The organism is Mesorhizobium sp. B2-4-15 (genome assembly GCF_006658505.1).
Classification (GTDB): domain Bacteria; phylum Pseudomonadota; class Alphaproteobacteria; order Rhizobiales; family Rhizobiaceae; genus Mesorhizobium.
Map to the genome: position 1 here is coordinate 120,070 of NZ_VFUZ01000012.1, position 22,717 is coordinate 142,786.

Annotated in this window: 20 protein-coding genes; 7 read left to right on the forward strand and 13 right to left on the reverse strand. The window is 63.6% G+C overall.

Going from position 1 to position 22,717, the window contains the following annotated elements; translation table 11 throughout:
• The first annotated feature begins 208 nt into the window (after positions 1–208).
• Together FJ930_RS16300 and FJ930_RS16305 are read left to right on the forward strand one after the other, a co-directional pair.
• On the forward strand, positions 209–589 hold the full coding sequence (locus tag FJ930_RS16300; protein ID WP_141839021.1) for a cupin domain-containing protein: 381 nt from the start codon (positions 209–211) through the stop codon (positions 587–589).
• A gap of 288 nt (positions 590–877) precedes the next feature.
• Entirely contained in the window at positions 878–2,188 is a 1,311-nt protein-coding gene (locus FJ930_RS16305) for a divalent metal cation transporter (RefSeq protein ID WP_141839023.1), read from the forward strand.
• 27 nt (positions 2,189–2,215) lie between these two features.
• On the opposite strand, the gene copD is transcribed toward FJ930_RS16305, so the two are convergent.
• The 10 genes from copD to FJ930_RS16355 all read right to left on the reverse strand — a co-directional run bounded on the left by copD (position 2,216) and on the right by FJ930_RS16355 (position 13,316).
• Complete coding sequence (copD, locus tag FJ930_RS16310) at positions 2,216–3,106, reverse strand: copper homeostasis membrane protein CopD (protein WP_141839024.1); 891 nt, start codon at positions 3,104–3,106, stop codon at positions 2,216–2,218.
• Between the two features lie 85 nt (positions 3,107–3,191).
• Positions 3,192–3,557 (reverse strand): copper homeostasis periplasmic binding protein CopC, encoded by a 366-nt coding sequence (copC, locus tag FJ930_RS16315; RefSeq protein ID WP_141839026.1) that lies wholly within the window; start codon positions 3,555–3,557, stop codon positions 3,192–3,194.
• 182 nt (positions 3,558–3,739) lie between these two features.
• Entirely contained in the window at positions 3,740–4,726 is a 987-nt protein-coding gene (locus FJ930_RS16320) for an ABC transporter permease (RefSeq protein WP_141839028.1), read from the reverse strand.
• A gap of 220 nt (positions 4,727–4,946) precedes the next feature.
• Positions 4,947–5,918 (reverse strand): ABC transporter permease, encoded by a 972-nt coding sequence (locus FJ930_RS16325; RefSeq protein WP_141839030.1) that lies wholly within the window; start codon positions 5,916–5,918, stop codon positions 4,947–4,949.
• Complete coding sequence (locus tag FJ930_RS16330) at positions 5,915–7,489, reverse strand: sugar ABC transporter ATP-binding protein (protein WP_141839032.1); 1,575 nt, start codon at positions 7,487–7,489, stop codon at positions 5,915–5,917. Before FJ930_RS16330 ends, FJ930_RS16325 begins: the two co-directional genes overlap by 4 nt.
• A gap of 217 nt (positions 7,490–7,706) precedes the next feature.
• A complete protein-coding gene (locus tag FJ930_RS16335; protein ID WP_141839034.1) occupies positions 7,707–8,741 on the reverse strand; it encodes an ABC transporter substrate-binding protein in 1,035 nt (344 codons plus the stop codon).
• 88 nt (positions 8,742–8,829) lie between these two features.
• Positions 8,830–9,747: a sugar phosphate isomerase/epimerase gene (locus FJ930_RS16340; RefSeq protein ID WP_246676936.1), complete on the reverse strand. Its 918-nt coding sequence runs from the start codon at positions 9,745–9,747 to the stop codon at positions 8,830–8,832.
• A 32-nt stretch (positions 9,748–9,779) separates the two neighbouring features.
• Positions 9,780–11,315, reverse strand: a complete 1,536-nt coding sequence (locus tag FJ930_RS16345) for a mannitol dehydrogenase family protein (RefSeq protein ID WP_141839036.1) — start codon at positions 11,313–11,315, stop codon at positions 9,780–9,782.
• The gene (locus FJ930_RS16350) at positions 11,312–12,094 is read right to left on the reverse strand and encodes an SDR family oxidoreductase (protein WP_141839038.1); all 783 of its coding nucleotides are present in this window, start codon (positions 12,092–12,094) and stop codon (positions 11,312–11,314) included. The genes FJ930_RS16345 and FJ930_RS16350 overlap by 4 nt, the downstream gene beginning before the upstream one ends.
• 328 nt (positions 12,095–12,422) lie before the next feature.
• Positions 12,423–13,316, reverse strand: a complete 894-nt coding sequence (locus tag FJ930_RS16355; RefSeq protein WP_141839040.1) for a MurR/RpiR family transcriptional regulator — start codon at positions 13,314–13,316, stop codon at positions 12,423–12,425.
• A gap of 125 nt (positions 13,317–13,441) precedes the next feature.
• On the opposite strand from FJ930_RS16355, the gene FJ930_RS16360 reads away from it, so the two are divergent.
• Complete coding sequence (locus FJ930_RS16360) at positions 13,442–14,626, forward strand: Gfo/Idh/MocA family oxidoreductase (protein WP_141839042.1); 1,185 nt, start codon at positions 13,442–13,444, stop codon at positions 14,624–14,626.
• A gap of 150 nt (positions 14,627–14,776) precedes the next feature.
• Here FJ930_RS16360 and FJ930_RS16365 read toward each other — a convergent pair whose 3' ends face one another.
• Together FJ930_RS16365 and FJ930_RS16370 are read right to left on the reverse strand one after the other, a co-directional pair.
• Positions 14,777–17,359: an EAL domain-containing protein gene (locus FJ930_RS16365; RefSeq protein ID WP_141839137.1), complete on the reverse strand. Its 2,583-nt coding sequence runs from the start codon at positions 17,357–17,359 to the stop codon at positions 14,777–14,779.
• A gap of 232 nt (positions 17,360–17,591) precedes the next feature.
• Positions 17,592–18,440, reverse strand: a complete 849-nt coding sequence (locus FJ930_RS16370; protein WP_246676937.1) for a class I SAM-dependent methyltransferase — start codon at positions 18,438–18,440, stop codon at positions 17,592–17,594.
• A 66-nt stretch (positions 18,441–18,506) separates the two neighbouring features.
• Here FJ930_RS16370 and FJ930_RS16375 point away from each other — a divergent pair, with 66 nt between their 5' ends.
• Positions 18,507–18,875, forward strand: a complete 369-nt coding sequence (locus FJ930_RS16375; RefSeq protein WP_141839044.1) for a substrate-binding domain-containing protein — start codon at positions 18,507–18,509, stop codon at positions 18,873–18,875.
• Between the two features lie 23 nt (positions 18,876–18,898).
• Here FJ930_RS16375 and FJ930_RS16380 read toward each other — a convergent pair whose 3' ends face one another.
• Positions 18,899–19,369 carry an NUDIX domain-containing protein gene (locus tag FJ930_RS16380; RefSeq protein ID WP_141839046.1) on the reverse strand — a complete coding sequence of 157 codons (471 nt, stop codon included), beginning with the start codon at positions 19,367–19,369 and terminating at the stop codon, positions 18,899–18,901.
• Between the two features lie 191 nt (positions 19,370–19,560).
• On the opposite strand from FJ930_RS16380, the gene FJ930_RS16385 reads away from it, so the two are divergent.
• The 3 genes from FJ930_RS16385 to FJ930_RS16395 all read left to right on the forward strand — a co-directional run bounded on the left by FJ930_RS16385 (position 19,561) and on the right by FJ930_RS16395 (position 22,674).
• Complete coding sequence (locus tag FJ930_RS16385) at positions 19,561–20,094, forward strand: sterol desaturase family protein (RefSeq protein WP_141839048.1); 534 nt, start codon at positions 19,561–19,563, stop codon at positions 20,092–20,094.
• Positions 20,095–20,479: 385 nt separating this feature from the next.
• A complete protein-coding gene (locus tag FJ930_RS16390; RefSeq protein ID WP_140741523.1) occupies positions 20,480–21,364 on the forward strand; it encodes an AraC family transcriptional regulator in 885 nt (294 codons plus the stop codon).
• Between the two features lie 242 nt (positions 21,365–21,606).
• Positions 21,607–22,674 (forward strand): sugar ABC transporter substrate-binding protein, encoded by a 1,068-nt coding sequence (locus FJ930_RS16395; protein ID WP_141839050.1) that lies wholly within the window; start codon positions 21,607–21,609, stop codon positions 22,672–22,674.
• The last annotated feature ends 43 nt before the right edge of the window (positions 22,675–22,717 follow it).

The following is a 22,717-nucleotide window of genomic DNA, read 5'->3' on the forward strand; positions in this document are numbered from 1 at the left end:
GGCGGAGCTGGCGGAACGGCGCTGGCACGGCGGCGGTCCTGAGGTCGCTCATCGGCTTCTGGTGAGGGTGGCGCGGCCGCCAGTTGCATCCGACGAGGCCGGACTAGGCCTGTTACATTAGCGAATTCTGATGAAATGGTGTATGGATGCGACAGCGGTCCCCGGCGATCGCGGTCTCGGGCTCCGCTTCAAAAGATGGGAGGATGCCATGGCCGAAGCTGCAATGAACGTCACGAAACTGGAAGCCAAATCGCATGACAAACCGGACGAGGTGCGCTCGCCCGCCAAGACGCGCGTCGAAGTGGTGCGGCTGCCAGGCTACACGCTCGCGCGGATGAACATGGAGCCCGGCTGGCGATGGTCCGAATGCGTGAAGCCGGTGGTCAAGACCGACAGCTGCCAGGTCTCACATGTCGGCTATGTCGTGTCCGGGACAATCACCATCAAAATGAAGGACGGGACGCAAAAGACCTTCAGTGAAGGCATGTCCTACACGATCCCGCCCGGCCACGACGCCTGGGTGGAAGGCAAGGCACCGTTCCAGTGCATCGAAGTGCTGAGCGCCGAACAGTACGCCAGACCGGCCTAGGCCCGATCCGCGGATCAGCCTGCCTTGATATGTCGGCGCGTTCACAGAGTCGCACTGGAAGCGCTGTAGCGGCCGAAGCGACGAAGCGCCGGTCAGACCAATTCGGCCGGCACGGGAACTTGGTCGGCCAACGCCTGGGCTTGGGAAGGGGTCCCAAGGCCTGGATACACCGGCACGGGCGCAGTTTCAGTGCCGAGGGCAATGGCTCGCGCCTTGGTAAGCCACGCTTTTTATTAGCACTTATGAAACCAATGCGGTCGGCCTTCGTTGAGAGGCGCGAGGGCAGTCGTGACCGATCTCAGCGCCAAAGTCGCCGAAGACCAGAACAACGTCTCGGCAAAAGGACCATTTCAGCGTCTCCTCCGGACCATCGGCCCGGGCTTCATCACCGGCGCCTCCGACGACGATCCCTCAGGCATCGGCACCTACAGCCAAGCTGGAGCGCAACTCGGGTTCTCTATCAGCTGGACGCTTCTCTTCACTTTTCCTCTCATGGCGGCGATCCAGGAGATAGCGGCGCGGTTAGGCCGAACCACGGGGCGGGGTATATCCGGCAATCTCTGCCGGCACTACCCGGTTTCGCTATCGTGGTTTGTCGTTACGCTGGTGTTTGTCGCCAACGTCGTCAACATCGGGGCTGATCTCAGCGCCATGGGCGACGCTCTAAAGCTCCTGGTTGGTGGCCCGAGCTCGCTTTATGTCGTCCTTTTCGGTGCGATTTGCATCTCGGCGATCGTGTTCCTGAACTATTCGAGATACGTCACCGTCCTCAAATGGACGACACTCAGCCTGTTTGCTTATGTCGGTGCCCTTTTCCTCGCGCATGTATCATGGGGTGACGCGGTAAGCGGCATTCTGATTCCCCGCATAAGCTGGAACGAGACCTTTTTCACGACGCTGCTTGCAATCCTGGGCACGACCATTTCGCCTTACCTGTTCTTCTGGCAAGCCTCGGAAGAGGTCGAGGAACAGCAACTCGATCCCAAGGCCAAGCCACTCCGTTGGGCACCCTGGCAGGCCTCGCCGGCGTTTTCACGCATCCGCGCCGACACGCTGATGGGAATGGCCTTCTCGAATCTGATCGCGATCGCCATCGTCATCACCAGTGCCGCAACGCTGCATAAGGCCGGGGTGACGGATATCGGTTCTTCGACAGACGCCGCAAAGGCCTTGGAGCCGGTGGCCGGCCGTTTCGCATTCGTAATCTTTGCCGCTGGAATCATTGGCACCGGGCTACTCGCCGTGCCTGTCCTCGCAGGCTCGGCCGCCTACGCGGTGGGCGAAGCTTTTCGCTGGCCAGTCGGTCTTGAGCGCCGGCCCAAGGAAGCTGTCGCCTTCTACGCCACCCTGGCGAGCGCCGGGGCCTTGGGGATGGGGATCATGTTTACACCGATCGACCCCATCAAGGCGCTTTACTGGAGTGCGGTGATCAATGGCGTCTGTGCGGTGCCGGTGATGGCGGTCATGATGCAGATGACCCATCGCCGGGATATTATGGGAGAATTCCCCGTGCAAGGCTGGCTACGCGCGCTTGGATGGTTATCCACGCTGGTCATGTCGCTCTGTGTCCTGGGCTTGGTCTTGCAATGGGTGCTCTGAGCTTCTCGCCATGGTGAGGCGACTCGATCAGTTCCCGCCAATCGGATCGAGCAAGCCGAAGATCGAGACGAGCAAGATCGCGGCAAGGCCGAGGCCTATCTCGGCCAGTGTGCCTGTCCGGATTGCGGCGAGGGCGGAGGCGCGGTATCGGCCGAGGCGCGGCACGAACCAATAGCGGTTGAGGATAGCTGCCGCCGTCATAAGGAAGACGACGACGATCTTTGCCGTCAGCAGCGCCCGGTAGGTAGGGGAGATGCCGAGTGGCCAGCCGACGATGAACAGGCTATTGCCGATACCGGACAGGATCGCCAGCGCGACAGCCCAGTGGCCGGCGGTCGAGAAGCGGCGCAGTGCCACCGTCGCCTCGGCCTTGAAGGGCGGCTGGCCGAATTGCGCGAGCACAATGAGCAGCGGCGGCAGCGCGCCTATCCATGCGCCGGCGGCAAGTACGTGCAGGACGTCGTTGAGCGGATGAACAACGCCTTGCCAGCCGCCCTGCATGACCGCATGTCCGCTGAAGGCGAGAGCGGCCAGACCGAGCGCTGCCGCGCCGGCGGTCGCTGCCGTCTTGAAGCGGGCAGGAGACAATTGCGAAAAGACAAGGATGACGACAGCCGCGAGTTGCGCCAGCCATGCCGTCCCGACGCTGGTCGTCATCAGCACATCGGTCAGTACCCGCCCGTTCACCGCATCGGTCCAGCCGTCGCCGATCATGGCGGTCTGGATCGGCAGGGCGAGAAGCGTGGTGGCCAGCGCAAGCCCGACCGCAACGAGGCGGGAACCAGCCAGCCGGTCCGCGATCGGCCCGGCCAGGCGCCGAGGCACAAGCGCCGCCAGATAGCCGAAGCCGCCCCAGAGCATCATCAGCGCCGCATCGTGAACGAAGCGGCAGGCCATGAGGAAAGTGTCCGGCATCATCGGGCGGCCGGGGGAGGCAACATTGGGCGGTCCGTCATCACGAAAGCGAAAAGAGGGGCATGATCGTGGGCCCCCTTCTGATCGATCACGGCTTCACGGTGAACTTATAGTCGCCATGCGTCTTGTGGCCGTCCTGCGACAGCGCATGCCACTCGACCTTGTAGGTGCCGGCGGCGAGCCCGGCGGGAAGATTGACCATGAACGTCTTGTCGCCGTCCATCAGCATGTCGCCATCGGTCTTGACTTGCTTCTTGTCCGGTCCGATGACGTTTACGCCGGTGAACTTCAGGTTGAGCTCCTCGCTGAATTTGAGGTCGAGTTCCGTGGGGGCGTCTTTCACCGTGCCGTTGATCGGCGGCTGGGCAGCTTCCAGATGGGCATGGGCATAGGCGGAGCTCGAAAGCGTGGCGGAGGCGGCGATGAAAGCAACTGCGAGCAAGATGTTGCGCATGGATCTGTTCCTTGGTGTCCTAAGAACGGGATAACGCGACATTTCCAAGCGCGCTGCCCAAGAGCAAGGCATTTAAGGCCAAGGCGTCAAACAAACGCGTGATCCGGCCTGCACCACCCCTCGCGAATTGCAGCCATCGGGCGGGCAAGTGTCCGCTTCCGCCCAAATCAGCCGTTTATTCTCTATCGCTCCTCCACAATCCGCAGATACGCCGCCGTCACGAACAGCACGATCAGCCCGAACAGGATCCGTCTCGCACCTTCCGGCATCTGCAAGATCGTCAGCAGCGTCGTCAGCACGGTCAGGATGAGTGCGCCTATGATGGTGCCGGTGTAGCCGCCGCGGCCGCCGAAGATGGAGGTGCCGCCGATCACGGCCGCCGCCACCGAAGGCAGCACCAGTGGTTCGGCGAGCGACAGGGACGGGGCCTTGATCAGGCCGATATAGAGCAGGCCGGTGATGCCGGCGAGCACGCTCGAGGTGATGTAGAGCGCGGTGATCACCTGCCAGTATTGCACGCCGGAGAGGCGCGTGGCGCGCTCATTGTCGCCCACGGCGTAGAGCAGGCGGCCGAAGCCGGTGCGGGCCAGCGTGAAGACGATGAGCGCCGCCAGCGGCACGAACAGCAGCAGGGCGTTGGGGAAACCCCAGGTGACGCCGGTGCCCAGCCAGTTGAGGAAATCGGGTATCTTGGCGCCCGACGCAATCACCGTGCGCTGGTAGACCTGCAGGCAGCCGGTGCCGATCAGGCTGGTGCCCAGCGTCATGATCAGCGGGTGGACGCGGAAGACGCCGACGCCGACGCCGTTGACGAGCCCGATCAGCACCGCCGGCATCATCGCCAGCAGCAAGGCGATAGCCGGGTCCTGATTGACGATCTGCGTCGCCATGATGAAGGCGCTCATCGTCGCCACCGTGCCCACCGACAGGTCGATGCCGCCGGTCAGCATGGTCATGGTCTGGCAGCCGGCCAGGATCGCCAGCGGAATGGCGAATTTGATGGTGTTGGCGATCCAGCGCTCGTTGACGATGCCGGGGCGCAGGATCTGCAGGATCACCACCAGGATGACGAGCAGGATGATGAGCGGGACCAGCGGCCGGTCGGCCATGAAGCGCTTTATCCGGCGGCCGTAGGGGACGGGCTGGGGCTTGATCGCGGTGGTGCTCATGAAGTGGCTCCTGTTCGCGATGGGGTGGCGCAAGCGACGCGTCTACCCCTTCTCCCCTTGTGGGAGAAGGTGGATCGGCGCGTAGCGCCGAGACGGATGAGGGGTGCTGGAAGGAATGAGGCGTCGGTGCGTTCTGGAGCACCCCTCATCCGACCTCGCTTCGCGAGGCCACCTTCCCCCACAAGGGGGGAAGGAAGAAAGGCGCGCCGATGCCTTCCCATCATTGCCGCCCCCGCATCGTGATGAACGCGCCGAACATCACCACGGCGACCATGATCAGGCCTTCGATGATGGCGGTGACGTTGGGGTCGATGGCGAGCAGCGTCAGGTCGGTGCGCACCAGGCGCAGCACGAAGACGGCGACGATGGGGCCGAGCAGGCCGCCCTTGCCGCCGCCGAGCGCCACGCCGCCCAGCACCACGGCGGCGACGCTGGCCAGGAGATAGGGGCCGGGGATGGGCGCGCCGATGCCGGTGCTCATGGTCAGCGCCAGTCCGCCGAAGGCGGCGAACAGGCCCGACAGCGCATAGGCGATGATGCGGGTGCGCTTGACCGGAACGCCGCTGCGGAACGCCGCCAGTTCGCTGGAGCCGATGGCGTAGATGGAGAGGCCAAGGCGTGAGCGCCTGAGCGGTATCCAGATGATCGCGAGGCAGACGATCAGCACCAGCAGTGCCTTCGGGACCCAGGCGTCGATGGCGTCGGGCAGGCCGGGTATCGGCACCGTGCCCGAGATCAGCGCCTTCAGCCACTCGGCGGCCGCGCCGCCAGGCGCTTCGAGCACCAGAAGGGCGGCACCCTGCAGCACGAAAAGCATCGCGAGGGTGACGACGATGTCGGGCACGCGGGTGACGACGATGAGCAGGCCGTTGAGCGCGCCGAGCACGAAGCCCATGGCGAGCACGAAGGGCACGACGAACAGCGCGTATTCTTCCGACGCGCCCGCCATCATCGAGGCGGCGGTGACGCTGGTCAGTGCCATCATGGCGGCGACCGACAGATCGATACCGCCGGCGATGACGACCACGGTCTGCGCGGCGACGGCGAAAGCATAGGGCAAGACGGCGCGGGCGAGCGAGCCGAAATCGCCGCTGCCGTAGCCGGGCTGGATCAGCTTGGTGACGATGAACAGAACGATGAGCAGGGCGAACAGGCCCGATACCCAGCCCTGACGCCGCAGGAAATGGTTCATGGCGCGGCCTCCGGCGCATCGGAGGCATTGGCCGACGTCGAATCCGACGGATTCGCCGAGGGATCGGCGAGAATGCCGATATCGGCCTTGGCGCCGCGCGGCAGGCCGTAGGCGGCGCGCATCAGCGCCGGTTCGTCGGCTTCCTCGACCGGGAAGATATCGACGAGGCGGCCACCGAAGATGACGATGACGCGGTCGCAGACGCGCTGCACCTCTTCCAGTTCGGACGTATAGAACAGCACCGACTTGCCGTGGCCGGCGAGCTCGCGCAGCAATTTGTAAATCTCCTGCTTGGTGCCGACATCGATGCCGCGCGTCGGGTCGAAGCACAGGATGGTGCGGGCGTCCGCGGCGATCCAGCGGGCGATCGTCACCTTCTGCTGGTTGCCGCCGGACAGGCGCTGCACCTCGCCTTGCGCGCGGGTGTCGATCTGCAGCCGCTGGATGGCGCTGAGTACCGTGGCGCGCTCCCTGCGCATACGAATAGGCCCCCAGTTGCGAAGAGCCGCACTGAAGGGAAGGGCGATGTTCTCGCGCACCGAACGCTGCATGGCGAGCGCCTCGGAGCGGTCGCCCGGCACATAGGCGATGCCGGCACGGATGGCGTCGATGGGGTGAGAAAACTTCGCCGGCTGACCGTCGACCTCGATCGTGCCGCCCGACGGCTTGATCGAGCCGGCAAGGGCCGCGAACAATTCGTCCTGGCCCTGGCCTTCCAGCGCCACGACGCCAGCGACCTCGCCATCGGCGAGATCGAAGGAGACGTCGCTGAGCTTGGTGCCGACGCGCAGATTGCGTACGGCGAGCCGGGGGCGGGCAGGGGCGGGCGCTGCCTTCTGGGCGGCGGTGCGGGCGGCGACATGGGTTTTGACGATGCGGGTGCCGAGCATCAGCTCGACGATCTTTTCTTCCACGCCCGGCTCGATGTCGACGACGCCGACGGTTGCCCCGTCGCGCAGCACGGTGGCGCGGTCGCACAGCGCCGCGATCTCGACGAAGCGGTGCGAAATGAAGATCACGGCGCGGCCGCTGTCGCCCTGGCGCCGCACCACCTCAAGCACTTTTTCGGCGAGGTTGGCGGGGAGCGCCGCCGTCATCTCGTCGAGCAGCAGCACATCGGGCTCGACGGCCAGCGCGCGGGCGAGGTCGAGCACGCGCAGAATGGCCAGCGGAATGTCGCGCGCGGTGTCGCGGAGATCGAGGTCAGGAATGCCGAGTTCGCGCACCCAGGCGCGGAACGGCTCGACCGGCGTGCCGGTGAGCCGCAGATTGGACAGCACGTCAAGGTCGGGGATCAGCGACGGCTCCTGGTAGACGGGCAGCAGACCGGCGCGGCGCGCGGCAGCGGGCGAGCGTATGTCGCGGGCCTCGCCACGGATCAGGATGCGCCCGGCATTGGCCGAGATCGCTCCGGTCAGGATCTTCACCAGCGTCGACTTGCCGGCGCCGTTGGCGCCCATCAGCGCGTGCACCTCGCCCGGCAGGACGGAGAGCGACGCGTTGCGCAGCGCGGCGACCGCGCCGTAATTCTTGGCGACGCCCGAGGCGTCGAGGAGAGGATTTGCGGTCAAATCGTTCGGGTCTCGTTCCAGAAGCTAAAGTCGGTGCTCCACGGCGCCCCTGCCTTCTCCCCTTGTGGGAGAAGGTGGCCGAGCGAAGCTCGGTCGGATGAGGGGTGTTCCAGGGAACACCAACGTCTCACTCCGTCCAGCACCCCTCATCCGTCTCGGCGCTGCGCGCCGATCCACCTTCTCCCACAAGGGGAGAAGGCAGAAACGCGGCTCTTGCTTACTCGCCCGGGCCCTTGCAGGCGACGATCTGGTCCTTGGTGTAGGTGGTCCAGTCCGGGATCATGATCGAGACCGGCCATTCCGGGCTGAGCGACGGGTCGGCGGCGGCCTTCAGCTTGGCCTTGCCTTCTTCCGTGGCGTTTTCCCACAGCTGCGGCTGCACCAGCACGGTGTGCTCCGCCGGCTTCTTGCCGTCGAGGATCTGCAGCGCCAGCGTGACGCCCGCACCGCCGATCGAGCCGGGGTTGGTCACCGCCGCGCCGACGAGGCCCTTGACCGAGCTCAACTGGCCGACGAAGCCGGCATTGTCGGCACCGACGATCGGCACCAGCGGCGCCTGCGATTCGACAAGGGCGTCGACGATGACGTTGTCGATGCCCGAGGTCCACACGCCGTTGAACGGCGTGCCGGTGGCCAGGAACGACAGCATCTGCTGCTTGGCCTGGTCCTGCTGCCAGCCGGTGAAGACTTCCTGCGCGACCTTCACATTGGGGAACTCGGCCAGCGCCTTCTTGAAGCCCTTGTCGCGGTCGCTATCGGCCGAAGCGCCGGCGGCGCCGCGCATGTAGAACACCTCGCCCTTGCCGCCCATCTGCTGGAACAGCCACTTGGCGCCGAGATAGGCGTATTCCTCCTGGTTGTTGGAGATGATGTAGGCCGACGGTTCGGTGACCGCCTGGTCGACGGCGACGACGACGATGCCGGCCTTGGTGGCTTCCTCAAGCCCCGCCTTGATGCCGGCCGGATCGGCGGGGTTGACGACGATGGCGTCGACCTTGGCGCTGATCAGGTTGCGGATGTCTTCCAGCTGCCCGGCGGCATCGGTGTTGCGGTGGGCGATGTTGAGTTTTGCCACTTCGCCGGAGGCCAGCGCCTGCGCCTTCATGGCGCAGACCATCTCCTCGCGCCAGCCATTGCCCTGCACGGTGTTGGAGATGCCGATCGTGTACTTGCCGGCGGCCGACGACACGCTTACCGAGGCCAGCAAGGCAGCACCCGCAAGCAGCGGGACCATGGTCAGGATTTTCTTCATTTCAGTACTCCTCCACATTGTTTTTCGGTTTCAATTCAATCCGTTAAAGCGCGCCGCTGACAAACTGAGTCACGCAGCGCGCTTCAATTCATTTGACGAAGGGGCGCAGCACGTCGCGGGCAAGCAGGAAGCCACGCTTCACTTGATCGTCGCTGCCTTCAAATCGCCTGTCCTCGTGTTCGATGATGATGGATCCGTCATAACCGGCACGATAGAGACCGGAGAAGAAGCCGCTCCAGTCGACATCGCCCAGCCCCGGCATGCGCGGCACCTGCCAGCCTATGCCAGCCGAAAGGATTCCGCGCTCGTACAAACCATCATGATCAATCATCAGGTCCTTGGCGTGGACATGCAGCATGTAGGGACCGAACTCCCTGATGAAGCGGGCCTGGTCGATCATCTGCCAGACCAGATGGGAGGGGTCGAAATTCATGCCGATATCGCCGCCCCAGGTCTCCAGGATGCGGCGCCAGACCTGCGGCGAATAGGCGATGTTGTGCCCGCCCGGCCATTCGTCATAGCTGAAGATCATCGGGCAGTTCTCGAAGGCGAGCTTCACGCCATGCCCGCGCGCAAAGGCGACGATCTCGGGCCAGACCTTAAGAGCGTCCTGCCAGTTGACGTCGATGGGCTTGGCGGCATCGCCGCCGCAGAAAGTATTGACCACCGGCACGCCCATATTGGCGGCCAGCACGATCACCTTCTTCAGATGGGCAATAACCGCCTCGCGGTGCGCGGCATCGGGATGCAGCGGGTTGGGATAATAGCCGAGGCCGGAGACGGAAATGTTCTTCTCCGCCAGCGAGGCGACGATCTCCCTGGCCTGTGCGGGCGAGGTGGAGGAGGCGTCGATATGGCTGGTGCCGGCATAGCGTCGGCTGGCGCCGGAGGATTTCGGCCAGCAGGCGATTTCCAGCGCCTCGAAGCCGACCGAGCTGGCCCAGCCGGCGACATCGCCAAGCGGCGTCTCCGCGAACGGTGCGGTGAGCAGTCCAAGTTTCATCATGCCTCCCCTGGCCGTGACTTCACGACCGATGCCTATAATGCCGATTGTTTGGATCGCTTCAACCTCGCGACCTCATCTTGTTCAAGACTGTGCCGGACAGCCGCCATCGGATTGTCCGAAAGCAGCTCGCCAAGCGCCACGGTGATGGCCTCGCGGAATGTCTCGTTCGCGGCAAGGCCGGGGTCGAAAATCGTGTCGATGGCAAGGATGGCCGAAGCCAGCGCCGGCGCATCGCGGCCGGTGGCGTCGGCAATCGCGGCGACCTTGCCGGCGTAGGGATCCGACACCGGCCAGAGCTTGCCGAAGCGTTCCGAGGCCTGGATCAGATAGGCCATCCAGCCGGCGACCGGCACCGCGAGCAGTCCGATGCTGGCCCCTTGGCTTAGCCGGTCGCGGATCGGGTTGAGCAGGCGCTGGACGATCTTTTGCGAACCATCGGTGGCGATCTGGTGGTTGCGGTGCCGGATCGCGGTGTTCTTCAACCGGCCGAGGCTCTGCTCGATATAGGCCAACGGCTCCATGCCGGGGACCGGCATCAGCGTCGGCACTGTCTCCTCGACCAGCATGCGGCGTACGAAGACCGACAGCAGCGGGTCGGCGATGGCGTCTGACGTGTGTTCGAGCCCGGCCAGCACGCCGAGCGTGGCGAGCGTCGTCTGCGCACCGTTCAGCACCCGCATCTTGAGATGCTCGAACGGCGTGACATCGTCGACGAAGGTCGCGCCGACCAGATCCCAGCGCGGCATGCGACCAGCGAACTTTTTCTCGATCACCCACTGCCGGAACGGCTCGCCGACGGCGACGGCGCCGTCGTGATAGCCGAACCATTGCTCGACGCTGTCGAGATCGTCCTGCGTTACCGCCGGCGCGATGCGGTCGACCATGGCGGAGGGGAAGGCGGCTTTGGCTGCGATCCAGTCGGCCAGGCGGTTGCCGCGCCGTTCGGCAAAGGTCCGCACCACGGTCTCCAGGATGACGCCGTTGGTCGGGATGTTGTCGCAGGATAGCAGCGTCAGCTTCCGCCCATGCGTTGCCCGGCGCAACTCCAGCGCCTGCGTGAGGATGCCGGGCACGCTGCGCGGTGTCTCCGGGTTGGCAAGGTCATGGACGATGTCGGGATGACCGAGGTCGAGTTCCCCAGTCGAGGGGACGTGACAATAGCCTTTCTCGGTCACCGTCATCGTCACCAGTTCGATGTCGGGTGAGGCGAGCACGTCGAGCGCTGGTCCGGCGCTGTCCTGGCTGTCCACCACCTTTACGATGCTGCCGATGACGCGCGCCTCGACGTGATCGTTCTCTCGGATCAGCCTGGTGTAGAGCCCGCTTTGGCGGCCCAGCGTCTCGGCGAGGTGAGGCGGGCGGATGTTGATGCCGACAATGCCCCAGCGGTCGAACTGGCGCGACAAAAGATCATCCGTGTATTCGGCCTGATGGCAGCGGTGGAAGGCGCCGACGCCCAGATGCGCCATGCCGGGCGCCAGCGTCTCGCGGTCGTAGGCCGGCTTCTGGACGGTGGCGGGAAGCCTCTCCAGCAACTCGGGCCGGAGCGTTTCAAGCGAAGTGTTCACCGGTTCGCCCCGATCACCGACTGCTCCTGATCGATCACGGCGCCGGTCATCGGGCCGGCGGCGTCGGAGAGCAGGAACACGGCAAGATTCGCGATATCGTGTGGCGCCAGCAGCCGGCCGAAAGGTTGCGCGGCGTTGGCGGCGTCGAGCCAGCCCGGACCGTGGCCGAGCGTTTCAGATTGCATGACGCGCTCGGCCGGCGTGTCGGTCCAGCCGACATTGATGCCGTTGACGCGGATGCGGTCGAAGCGGTGGGCGTTGGCGGCGTTCTTGGTCAGCGTGGAGAGCGCGCCCTTGGTGGCGGAATAGACGGCGAGCTCCGGCGCGCCGCAATGCGCGTTGATCGACAGGATGTTGAGAATAGCGCCGCCCTGGCCGCGCTTCTTCATGTCGGCGATGACAGCCTGCATCAGGAAGAAGGGCGCGCGGGCGTTGACGGCGAACAGCGAGGCCCAGTCGTCGAGGCCGGCATCGAGGAAGGAGGCTCGGTCGGTGAGGCCGGCGGCGTTGACGAGACCGTCGATGCGGCCGAAGCGCTCGACGCAGGATTGAGCCAGGAGTGCAGGGGCTTGCGGATCCGCGAGGTCGGCGGCGACGAAGATCGCCGGCGTGCCCAATTGCGACAGCTCCGCCGCCACGGCGTCGCCGCGCGTCTTCTCGCGGCCGGTGACCAGAAGGCCCGCCGCGCCGGAGCGCGCCAGCGTCTCGGCAATGGCACGGCCGATACCTTGCGTCGACCCGGTGACCAAAATCACCTTGCCGTCGAGCCGGATCTCCATTCCTCCTCCCGGAACAAAGTTTCTATTTTTTGAAATATGGAACGATGGTTCCCGATAGTCAATCGGGCCAGCGTGGGTTCATAGGACAATCGCTGTTGGCTGGCGCCGCCCCACATCGCCCTGCCGGCACCCCCTCCCCGCAGAGCGGGGAGAGGGGCGCTCTCACCGCCGGTTCGCCAATCCCAGCGTCGCAAGAAGGGGCCGGCGCTGCGGCCAGCCCCTTCTCCCCGTCACTATACGGGGAGAAATGCCCGGCAGGGCGATGAGGGGCGGCGCCGACTTCGGCAATTGGCGACCTCCGCCACAAGGGCTACAATCCAGAACCAGCTTACTTGCCGCGCCGCGCCACCACGCCATGGACCAGCGCCATGCCGACCGCCAGCGAGGCGGCCAGCGAGCGGAAGCCGGCGAAGTCGGATTCCACCACCTCCAGCCAGCTGTCCGACAGCCGGGTCAGCGGGCTGAACGTGCTGTCGGTGATGGTGACGATGCGGGCCTTGCGCTCATGCGCCACGGCGACGAGGTCGGGCGTGATCGAATTGTAGGGGCTGAAGGAAACCGCCAGCACGGCGTCGCGGCTGCCGATGCAGCCGACCTGGTCGAGCGCGGTCGAGCCGACATTGTCGACCAGCACGTTGCGCACGCCTTGCTGCGAGAGCGTCAGCGACAGATAAGCGGTGACCGGGAAGGCGCGCTTGGAACCGATGACATAGATCAGGTCGGCGGCGGCCAAAAGCGCCACCATCTTCTCGAAACTCTCGACGTCGAAGCCGCTTTCGATGCGGCCAAGCGAAGCCTGCGAGGCGCCGACCATGCCGTGCAGGAAACGCAGCTGCGCATTGGGCTCGGCCTCGCTGCGCTGTTCGCCTCGCCCTTCCGGCCACGAGCCCTTGACGTGCTCCTTGAACAGGCCCTGGAAATCGGAAAATCCGGCATAGCCGAAGATCTGCGCGAAGCGCACCAGCGTCGAGGGCTGCACGCCGGCCTGCGCCGCCACCTGCGCGATGGTGCCGAGCGCGACGTCGCTCGGATGCTGCCACAGGAAGATCGCCACCTGGCGCAGCCGCTTTGGGAAATGCACGGTGCCCGATGACAGCACCGCGCGCAGTTCCTCATAGGTTTGCGGCTGGATATAGCCCAATGCCGCCAGCGAGCGCCCGCGCTTGCGCGTCGCGGCCTCGTCGGCACTGGATCGACCGGATGATTTGCGCGCCCCGCTCATGATTTCAGGCTAGCGCGATACGATCGTTTTACAATATGGAAATTGGAAATCCTGTTCGAAAGTGGTAGCCGCGTTTTAGGGTCTCCCGCGTCGGCGGGATGGTCGGCCGGGAGGAGTTTTCAAAGATGGTCTACGCAACATCGGACGGATCAACGCGCAAGCGCCTGAGGGTGGGCATGGTCGGCGGCGGCCGCAATGCTTTCATCGGCGCCGTGCATCGCCTCGCCATGCGGCTCGACGACCAGATCACACTGGTCGCCGGCGCGCTGTCGTCCGATCCGGAGAATGCCGCCGCCTCGGCCGCCGAGATCGGCATCGCGCCGGAGCGCAGCTATGCCGATTACCACGCCATGGCGAAGGCCGAGGCCGTGCGGCCGGACGGCATCGAGGCGGTCGTCATCGTCACGCCCAATCATCTGCACGCGCCGATCGCGACAGCCTTCCTCGAAGCCGGCATAGACATCATCTGCGACAAGCCGCTGTCGACCACGCTTGGCGACGCCGAGGCGCTGGTGGCGCTGACGCGGGCGCGAAAGCGCCGCTTCGTCGTCACCCTCAACAACACCGGCTACGCCATGGTGCGCCAGGCGCGCGAAATGGTGATGGCGGGCGAGCTCGGCCGCATCGTGTCCGTGCATGGCGCCTATATTCAGGACTGGCTGACCAGGCCGATCGACGCCGAGGGCCAGAAGCAGGCGGAATGGCGCACCGATCCGGCAAGGGCAGGGCAGTCGGCGGTGCTGGCCGATATCGGCGTCCATGCCTTCAACCTCGCGAGCTACATTTCGGGCTGCGAGGCCGAGACTGTGTCGGCTGACCTGTTCACCGCCGTGCCTGGACGGCGACTCGACGACAACGCGCATGTGCTGGTGCGCTGGACGGACGGGGCGCGCGGCACGATCCTGGCCAGCCAGACCTCGCCCGGCCACTACAACGACCTCTGCGTACGCATCTATGGCGACAAGGCCGGTCTCGAATGGTCGGGTGGCCGGCCGGAGGAATTGCGCTTCTCCCGATATGGCGAGGAAACCCGCACGCTGGTGCGCGGCGGCCATGGCTCGACCGAGGAAAGCCGGCGCGTCTCGCGCATGCCGGCGGCGCACCCCGAGGGCTATATCGAGGCCTTCGCCAATTTCTACCGCGACGCCGCCGACATCATCCGCGCGCATCGGTCGGGCGGCGTGGTCGATCCGGCGCGCGCGGCGCAGGTTCCCGATGTCGTCGATGGCGCGCGCGGCGTGAAGTTCGTCGCCGCGGCGGTGGAGTCGAACGCGGCGGGCGGGGCGTGGACGGCTGCGCGGTTTGGCTGAGGCGCACGAAGCTTTCCGCGATAGAACGCATGCCGGATTTCGAACAAGGTTGGAGCGGTTCAGCGTTTGGCGGAATCGTTGCCCCGCTCTAAGTCTTTGTTATTACGCAATTCCGGACGGAAAACCGCTACGCACTTTTCCTGGATTGCTCTAGCTTGCCACGGGCAACCGTCGAGATCGAGCGAAGCTTCTCAGCCGGTCGGAATCCATTGCGTGCCCGAATGCGTAGCCTTGCAATATGTCGCAGCCAAGCCCTTTGAGCACACGTGCGTGCTTCATCGTCTCGACGCCTTCGGCTATGATCTCGATACCCAGGGATTTGCCGATTTCGATGATCGACGAGACGACCTGCCGTTGCTGGGGTGAGTTCACGATAGGATCCACCAACTGACGATCTATCTTGAGGCGGCGAGGCTGCAATTTGAGCAGGCTGACAATAGAGGCATAACCGGTGCCGAAATCGTCGATTTCGATGTCGATGCCGAGTTGCTTGATCTGCTCGACGTTCCATGTGACCAGATCGTCGTTGTTGTCGAGGAAGATCGACTCGACGAGTTCAAAGGAAAAAGTCCCCTTTCTGATGTTGAGGTCACGCAAGCTCTTCAGGAGTTCCTCGTCTTGAAGGCGCCGTGCCGAAACGTTGACCGACACGCGCGGAATACCGATCTTGTCGGCGGACCACGCTTCGAAATCCAAAAGCGATTGCTGGAGGACTTTCCGGTCTATCACCGACACGACGTTCAGTTCTTCGGCGGTCTTCAGGAAAGCGTCAGGCGTCAGAATCCCCTTCTCTGGATGCCTCCACCGCGCCAGCGCTTCAACGCCGACGATCTCCAGCGTCTTTGCATCAAATTGAGGCTGGTAGAATACGATGAATTCGTCTCGCTCGAGACCGGCTAGAATCTCGTCGGCAACTCTCTTCGTGTTGATGATTTCGCTTTGCAGTTCTCCACTGAAGAATTCATAGCGGTTGCGGCCCCGCCTCTTTGCCCGGTAGAGGGCAATATCGGCATTCACCAGCGACTGCCTGGCATCGGTGTCTCTATCATTGTCGATCGCAATTCCGACGCTGACGCCAAACCGACATTGATGGCCATGGTAATAAACAGGTCTGCGCATCTGCTCAATGATGTTGTCAGCGAGCGCCGCGGCCTGGCTGACATTGCCGTACACCGTACAGAGCACGATGAATTCGTCTCCTCCAATCCGAGCGACAAAACCGCGGTCGCCGACATTGGACTTGAGGATGGATGACGCGTGCACCAGCATTGCGTCGCCGGCCGCATGACCAAGCGTATCGTTGATGTGCTTGAAGCGATCCAGATCGATGTGAAGCAGCGCCGCGCAGCCGCCGTTGAGTCTGGCCTTTGCCGCATAATCTTCCAGCACCTGGTCCAGATAACGCCGATTGGGCAAATCCGTCAGCGAATCGTGCAGGGCGATGTGTTCTATGCGCGCCTTGGCAGATTCGAGTTCCGTATTTTTCGACTCGGTCAGCTGTTTTGCGCGAACCAGATCGGTGTTCAGCAGGACGTCTGCAGTCACGTCCCACTCCGCGCCGACCATTCGAGGCGAATTGTTTGCGATCTGGTAGAAGATAGCCGTGGACCGGACGTGACGAATTTCACCGTTCGGCCGAACAATCCGGTATTCCGACGAATATGTGTTTCGCCCGGCCACTGCCTTGTCGAAATCCGCAAGCGCGCCAGGCAGATCGGCAGGATGAATGGCCCCGGCCCAGTCCGGATATCCGCGCGGCTCGCCATCGGACTCTCTGCCGTAGATCTCGTTGACGCGATCGTCCCACGTCAGATGGTTGGTTTCGAGGTCGTGCTCCCACACTCCGATGGCCGACGCCTCCAGAGCAAGCTCCAGCCGTCGCGACAGCCGATGCAACTCCCAGTAGTTTTGCTGCCTCTCGTCGATCAGGCGGCCTGCCGCCAGGAAGGGGATCAAGATCAGTGCGGCCGCTGCCGCCATGATCGCCCTCAGCAGCCATGCGTTGGCGGGAGTGGCGGGCCAACCGTTCTTGGGAATGGCGGCGATCTGCCAGGAGCCCGACGGGAGCAGAACGTCGGCCGTCACCGGATTGTTCTTGACGACTCGCTGGTCACCGAAGAACTGGACTCCCTTCGCGCCAAGGGCATCACTGCCGATCAGCGCCACGTCAATCCCGAGATTCTTGTCGAGGAGACCCGTCGCCTGGTAAAGGCGCTGCATGTCGACGACCGCGGAAACAATGCCCCAGAACCGGTCGGTGTTGCCCGCGCTTTTTACGAATACCGGGAATCGACCGATGAAGGCCTGTCCTCCCTGCGCCAGATCGACCGGGCCAGCGAGAACGAGCTTGCGCTCGTCGCGCGCTCGCAGGGCAGCCGCGCGCTGCTGGTCGTTCTTGCGGTAATCGAGACCGATGGCCTTCTCGTTGCCGGCCATCGGGTACATCAAGGAAATGACCAGGTCGGGCGCGCCGGCAATATTGCGAAGTTGGGACTCTTCGCTGAACAGGCGGCTGGCAAGTTCCGTGAAGCGTTGCTCTCCCATGTATGGTTCGGTCGTGACCGCGGCGACCAGACCTCGAACCAGCTGAAGATTGCCGTTGATGTTTCCTTCGAGCTTGGCGCGAATGACGTTGACCTTGGCCAGCACATCCGCGCGGGCGGCCTGGTCCGAAACGATCTTGTTCTGATGGTCCGCGAACGCCGCGCAAACGGCAATAACCACAATCGCAATCCCCACCGGGATCCTTGCCGGTGAGAAGACGGCCCCCCTTGCGCGGCCGAGGATTTTGGCGAAACGAGCCAATAGGGCGAGGTTCCCTTGTGCTTGTCAGGCTCTCTGGGTGAGCCTTATCAAGGGAATATTAGTTCGCAATAACTTAATTTTGGCCTTCACAGTCTTTAAAATTTTTTTTGCGCCTTCGGGTGCTGGCGCGGGCAATCGCACCAGCACTCGCCACATAACGTTAGTGGCTATCGACTTTTTTCTGGACGATCCGATACGTCCCGACGCCGCGCTTGGTTGCTCCAATTGAATAAGCCATTGGAATCTTTGGAGCTTTTTCGGGCAGGCGGTACATATCCCTGCCGGCCCTCACCGCGAATGAAAAATGCTTCCAGGAAACCGTGTCATGCTCGTTGAGAAAATCGAGCGTCAGCCCCGCTGCGATCAGCGCGTTCACCACGTCGCTGATCGGATGGATCCACTCATAGTATCGAGGGTGCTTCAGTGTTCGTTCGTCGCCGGTATAGGTCTGATTCTCGTTCCAGGCGAGCGGTCGCGCCACCGGCGTTCGCCAGTCGTCCTTCAATTCGAGGGCGGCAGCCTTGCGGTTGCACTGGAACATCAAGGGATGGCCCTCGGCCATGTACAGCCGGCCGCCAGGCCGCATAAGATCGGCGACCACCCGCGCCCAACGAAAGACATCGTCAAGCCAGTTCACCGACCCCCAGGTGACGTAGACCACGTCATAGGTCTGGTCGAGCGCTTCGACCGCCTCGTATAGCGGCGCCTCCACGAAGCGAACGTCACTGCCTGCCTTGGAGGCGAAATCCCTCGCCGCGGCGATCGCTCTCGGTGAAAAGTCCAGGCCGGTCACGCTGCCCGCGCCGAGATTCCTCAGGCTGATCGTGTCGAGCCCGATGTGACATTGCAGATGGACGATGTCCTTGCCGAAAATGTCTCCGACCTCGCGCGTTTCCAGCTCATAGAGATTGGATCCACCAGCCAGCACATTCTCAATGCGGTAGCTGCCCGTTCTGTCGGTCGCGTGCAGTTCGGCCCGATCGTCCCAATTCAGGAGGTTCGCGTCCAAAAACGGTTCCAAAGTGCCCCCGATCTCAGCCGTCGCAAGGTTAACAGCTGGTTAATAGACATTGCAGTGAGCAGACACGCGCGTCAATCCCGGAAGTCGCCGTGGCGGCGCCCATTCCCCGAAATCGAGACGATCACGCTGCTCGACCGCACCAGCTTCTCCGCCATGTGCTGCATGAGCGACATGCTGGCGATGGGGGCCACCGTCGCGCTGCGGGAGCGGGGCTTGAGCGTTCCCGACGACTGCGCGGTGATGGGCTTCGACAACATCTACATCGCGCCGCTGCTGGTGCGGCCGCTGTCGACCATCGAACGGCGCATTTCCGAGGCCGGCTCCCTGGCGATCGGCGCGCTGATCGATTTTCTGAATGATCCCAAGCAGCCGCGCCGGATGGTGCTGATGGAACCGACGGTGATCCTGCGCGAAACGACGTGACGAGCCAGGGAACTGGCTGGCGATCACGCGGCATCCAGCCGCGCTGACAAATCCGTCAGCATCGGCCGCTGCCCGGCAAGGATCTTGACCTCGGCCTCGGGCAGGCTGAACCACCCCGCTCTGTCGACCTCAGGAAATTCTTTCATCGACCCGGACCTCGGCGGCCATTCCATCGTGAAGATGTTGCTCTTGATCGTGGCAACGTCGATCCCGGTTCTGGCCTCGGCGGACCAGGCCACAACGATCTTGCCACCCGGCTGCCTGTAGTCGCCGAGACGCTCGAACGGGCCTTCCACTCTCAGGCCGAGCTCTTCCTCGGTTTCGCGTTGCGCTGCCGCGAGCTCATCCTCGTCTTCGCCGATGAGGCCCTTCGGGATCGACCAGGCGCCATCGTCCTTCTTCGCCCAGAACGGTCCGCCGGGATGAACCAGAAGCACCCTGATATCGCCATCGCTTCGATGATAGATCAGCAATCCCGCACTGCGTTTTGCCATTTTTGCATGTCCGTTTGTGGCGCCGGTGCGACTTCGGCCCTCATCTGATTCGTCCGGGATGATGGGTGCCGATCCTTGCACCAGGGAATTGCGACGCTATTTCAGATGCATGCATTGCACCTCATACGCGAGTTCGGCAATCTGATGGCATCGTTTTCTGGGGCGGCGTCGAAAGTCAGCGGGGCGTCCAAATGCAACTGGGTCTGATCGGCTATTACAGCGACTTCGTGGTCTATCCCCTGGTCATCGCGATATTGGGGGTGGCAGGGCTGATCGAGGCCGGAGAAGAGAGCGCGCCGGACTGGATCGGCGCGGTGCTGGTCTGCCTCGGCCTGTGGACGCTGATCGAATACGTCCTGCACCGCTTCGTCCTTCACCACATTCCCTGGATCAGGGATCTGCACGACCGCCATCATGTCGAGGAGCGCAGCTCGGTGGGTACGCCGACCTGGCTCAGCCTGGGCGTCCATGCGCTGGTCGCGTTCCTGCCTGTCTGGATGGTTTCCGGCTTCGCGGCCGCGAGCGCGGTGAGCTGCGGGCTGATGCTGGGCTATCTCTGGTACATCAGCGTCCACCACATGATCCATCACTGGCACCCCAGCCATCCGAGCTACCTTTACACGCTCAAGCGCCGCCACGCGGTGCACCACCATGTCGACGACACCGCCAATTTCGGCGTGACGTCGATATTCTGGGACCGGATTTTCGGCACGGCGCGGCTCTGAACTGTTTGGAATTCGGCTCTGGCCAGCCATGGCGGCGCGAACTTCGAACAGCTGCTGAAGCAGGGCCTCGGGTGATGGCGCACATGCCTACGATCGCGGAACTTGCATGGCGGCGCAGGCTTGGTGATCCGGGCCTACAGATCGACCGCCCCCTCGGTGCCGGCGCGAACCATTGCGCGGCAATCAGCAAGGCTGTCCGAATATCGCTTCCCCCACATCCCCTCCCGGTCAAAAAAGTATCATCCGCTGCCCTGAATCGTGGTGGCGCCTGCTCAAACGAGCCGGTACCGTGGTTTCGAAATGCAGAGCCGAAACCAATTCGGCCGGTTTAGGGAATTGGGGCCGAATGCGGCAATGATCCGTGCCGGCCCGGGAGGAAACGGACATGGAACCGGACCTGGAAGTTGTCCAGATCAGACGCGGTGAGTCTTTCAAAGCGTGGTCGCACGGCTATCCCTTCCACACTGTGCGCTGGCATTTCCATCCCGAATACGAGCTTCATCAGGTGATCTTCACCAGCGGCCGGTATTTCGTGGGAGACTTCATCGGCGAGTTCGAGCCGGGCAATCTGGTGCTGACCGGACCCAACCTGCCGCACAATTGGGTCAGCGACATTCCGCGCGACAGTTCCATTCCACTGCGCGGTCGCATCATCCAGTTCTCGGAGAGTTTCATCGGCGACGCCATGCATGTTCTGCCGGAGCTCGCGGGGCTGGGCCCGCTGCTCGAGGCATCGCGGCGCGGCGTGCTGTTTTCCGCCCGCACCAACAAGGAGCTGGCGCCGCTGATGGAAGAGATGATGCAGGCGCAGGGCGTGCGCCGCATCGAGCTGTTCATGATGATCGCGGGCCTGCTCAGCCGCGCCCAGGAAATCCGGCTGCTGGCCAGCGCCAGCTACCGGCCCGACCCCTCCGGCTACATGACAGCCGGCATGAACAAAGCACTCGCCTATATCAGGGAAAATCTGACGCAGCTGTTCGATGAGGCCGACCTTGCGGCCATCGCCGGGCAATCGACCGGAGCGTTTTCGCGTTCGTTTCGCCGCCACACCGGCATGTCGCTGGTGCAGTATGTCAAGCGGCTGCGCATCAATCTTGCCTGCCAGATACTCATGAGCGACGAGCAGGCTTCGATCACCGACATCTGCTACGAGGTGGGCTTCAACAACCTGTCCAATTTCAACCGGCAATTCCTGGCGGAGAAGGGCATGCCGCCCTCGCGTTTCAGACGCCTGCTGGCCGACAATATCAACGCGGGAAAAGCCGCTTAACGGGAGGAGCCAAGGGAGGAGATAGAAGTTTTCGACATGAGGACGTGGACCGCAAGGAAGCGGTCCGCGATGGAGAACGCTTGTCCGGGAAATCCTCCGCGCCAGGAGGATGTCGGCGCAGCCTGGAATGGCCGCCTCCCGGCCCTGGTCCCAATAGCAGTTGGGGCCAGGAGAGGTCGTGTCTCCACACAAAAGCAGTCAACGACCTTCTTACAACCATATCCAGAAACGGAGAAGACCGAATGACCAGAATTTCAATAAAGTCGACCGGCATGGCGGCGCTCGCGCTGTCGCTGCTGGCCGGCACCGCTGCCAGCGTCCGTGCCGCCGAGGTCACCGATGCCACGGTTGCCTTCCTGATGCCCGACCAGGCCTCGACCCGCTACGAGCAGCACGATTATCCCGGCTTCGCCGCCGAGATGAAGAAGCTGTGCCCGGGTTGCAAGGTGATCTACCAGAACGCCGATGCCGACGTCTCGCGCCAGCAGCAGCAGTTCAACTCGGTGATCTCGCAAGGCGCCAAGGCGATCGTGCTCGACCCTGTCGACTCGACCGCCGCTGCCTCGCTGGTCAAGCTGGCGCAAAGCCAGGGCATCAAGGTCATCGCCTATGACCGGCCGATCCCGACCGCTCCGGCCGACTTCTATGTCTCGTTCAACAATGAAGGCATCGGCAAGGCCATCGCGGATTCGCTGGTCGCCCATCTGAAGGCGCTCAAGGTCGATCCGGCCACCGGCGGTGTGCTGCAGATCAACGGTTCGCCCACCGACGCGGCTGCAGGCCTGATCAAGAAGGGTATCCATGAGGGCCTGGACAACAGCCGCTACCAGATCCTGGCCGAATTCGACACGCCGGAATGGGCGCCGCCGAAGGCGCAGCAATGGGCAGGCGGCCAGATCACCCGCTTCGGTCCGAAGATCCTCGGCGTGGTTGCCGCCAACGACGGTACCGGCGGCGGCGCCATCGCTGCCTTCAAGGCCGCCGGTGTCGACCCGGTTCCGCCGGTGACCGGCAATGACGCCACGATCGCCGCGCTGCAGCTGATCATTGCCGGCGATCAGTACAACACCATCTCCAAGCCGAGCGAGATCGTGGCGGCGGCGGCGGCGAACGTCGCTGTAAAGCTGCTCTCGGGCGAGACGCCGAAGGCCGAGATGACGCTGTATGATACGCCCTCGCAGCTGTTCACCCCTGCTGTCGTGACGCAGGAAAACCTGAAGGCCGAGATCATCGACAAGAAGATCAACACCGCGGCTGAACTGTGCGTCGACCGTTACGCGGAAGGCTGCAAGAAGCTGGGCATCAACTGACCGCGACCTTTGCCTGTTGCGCTGTCCGGTCGTGGCCGGACAG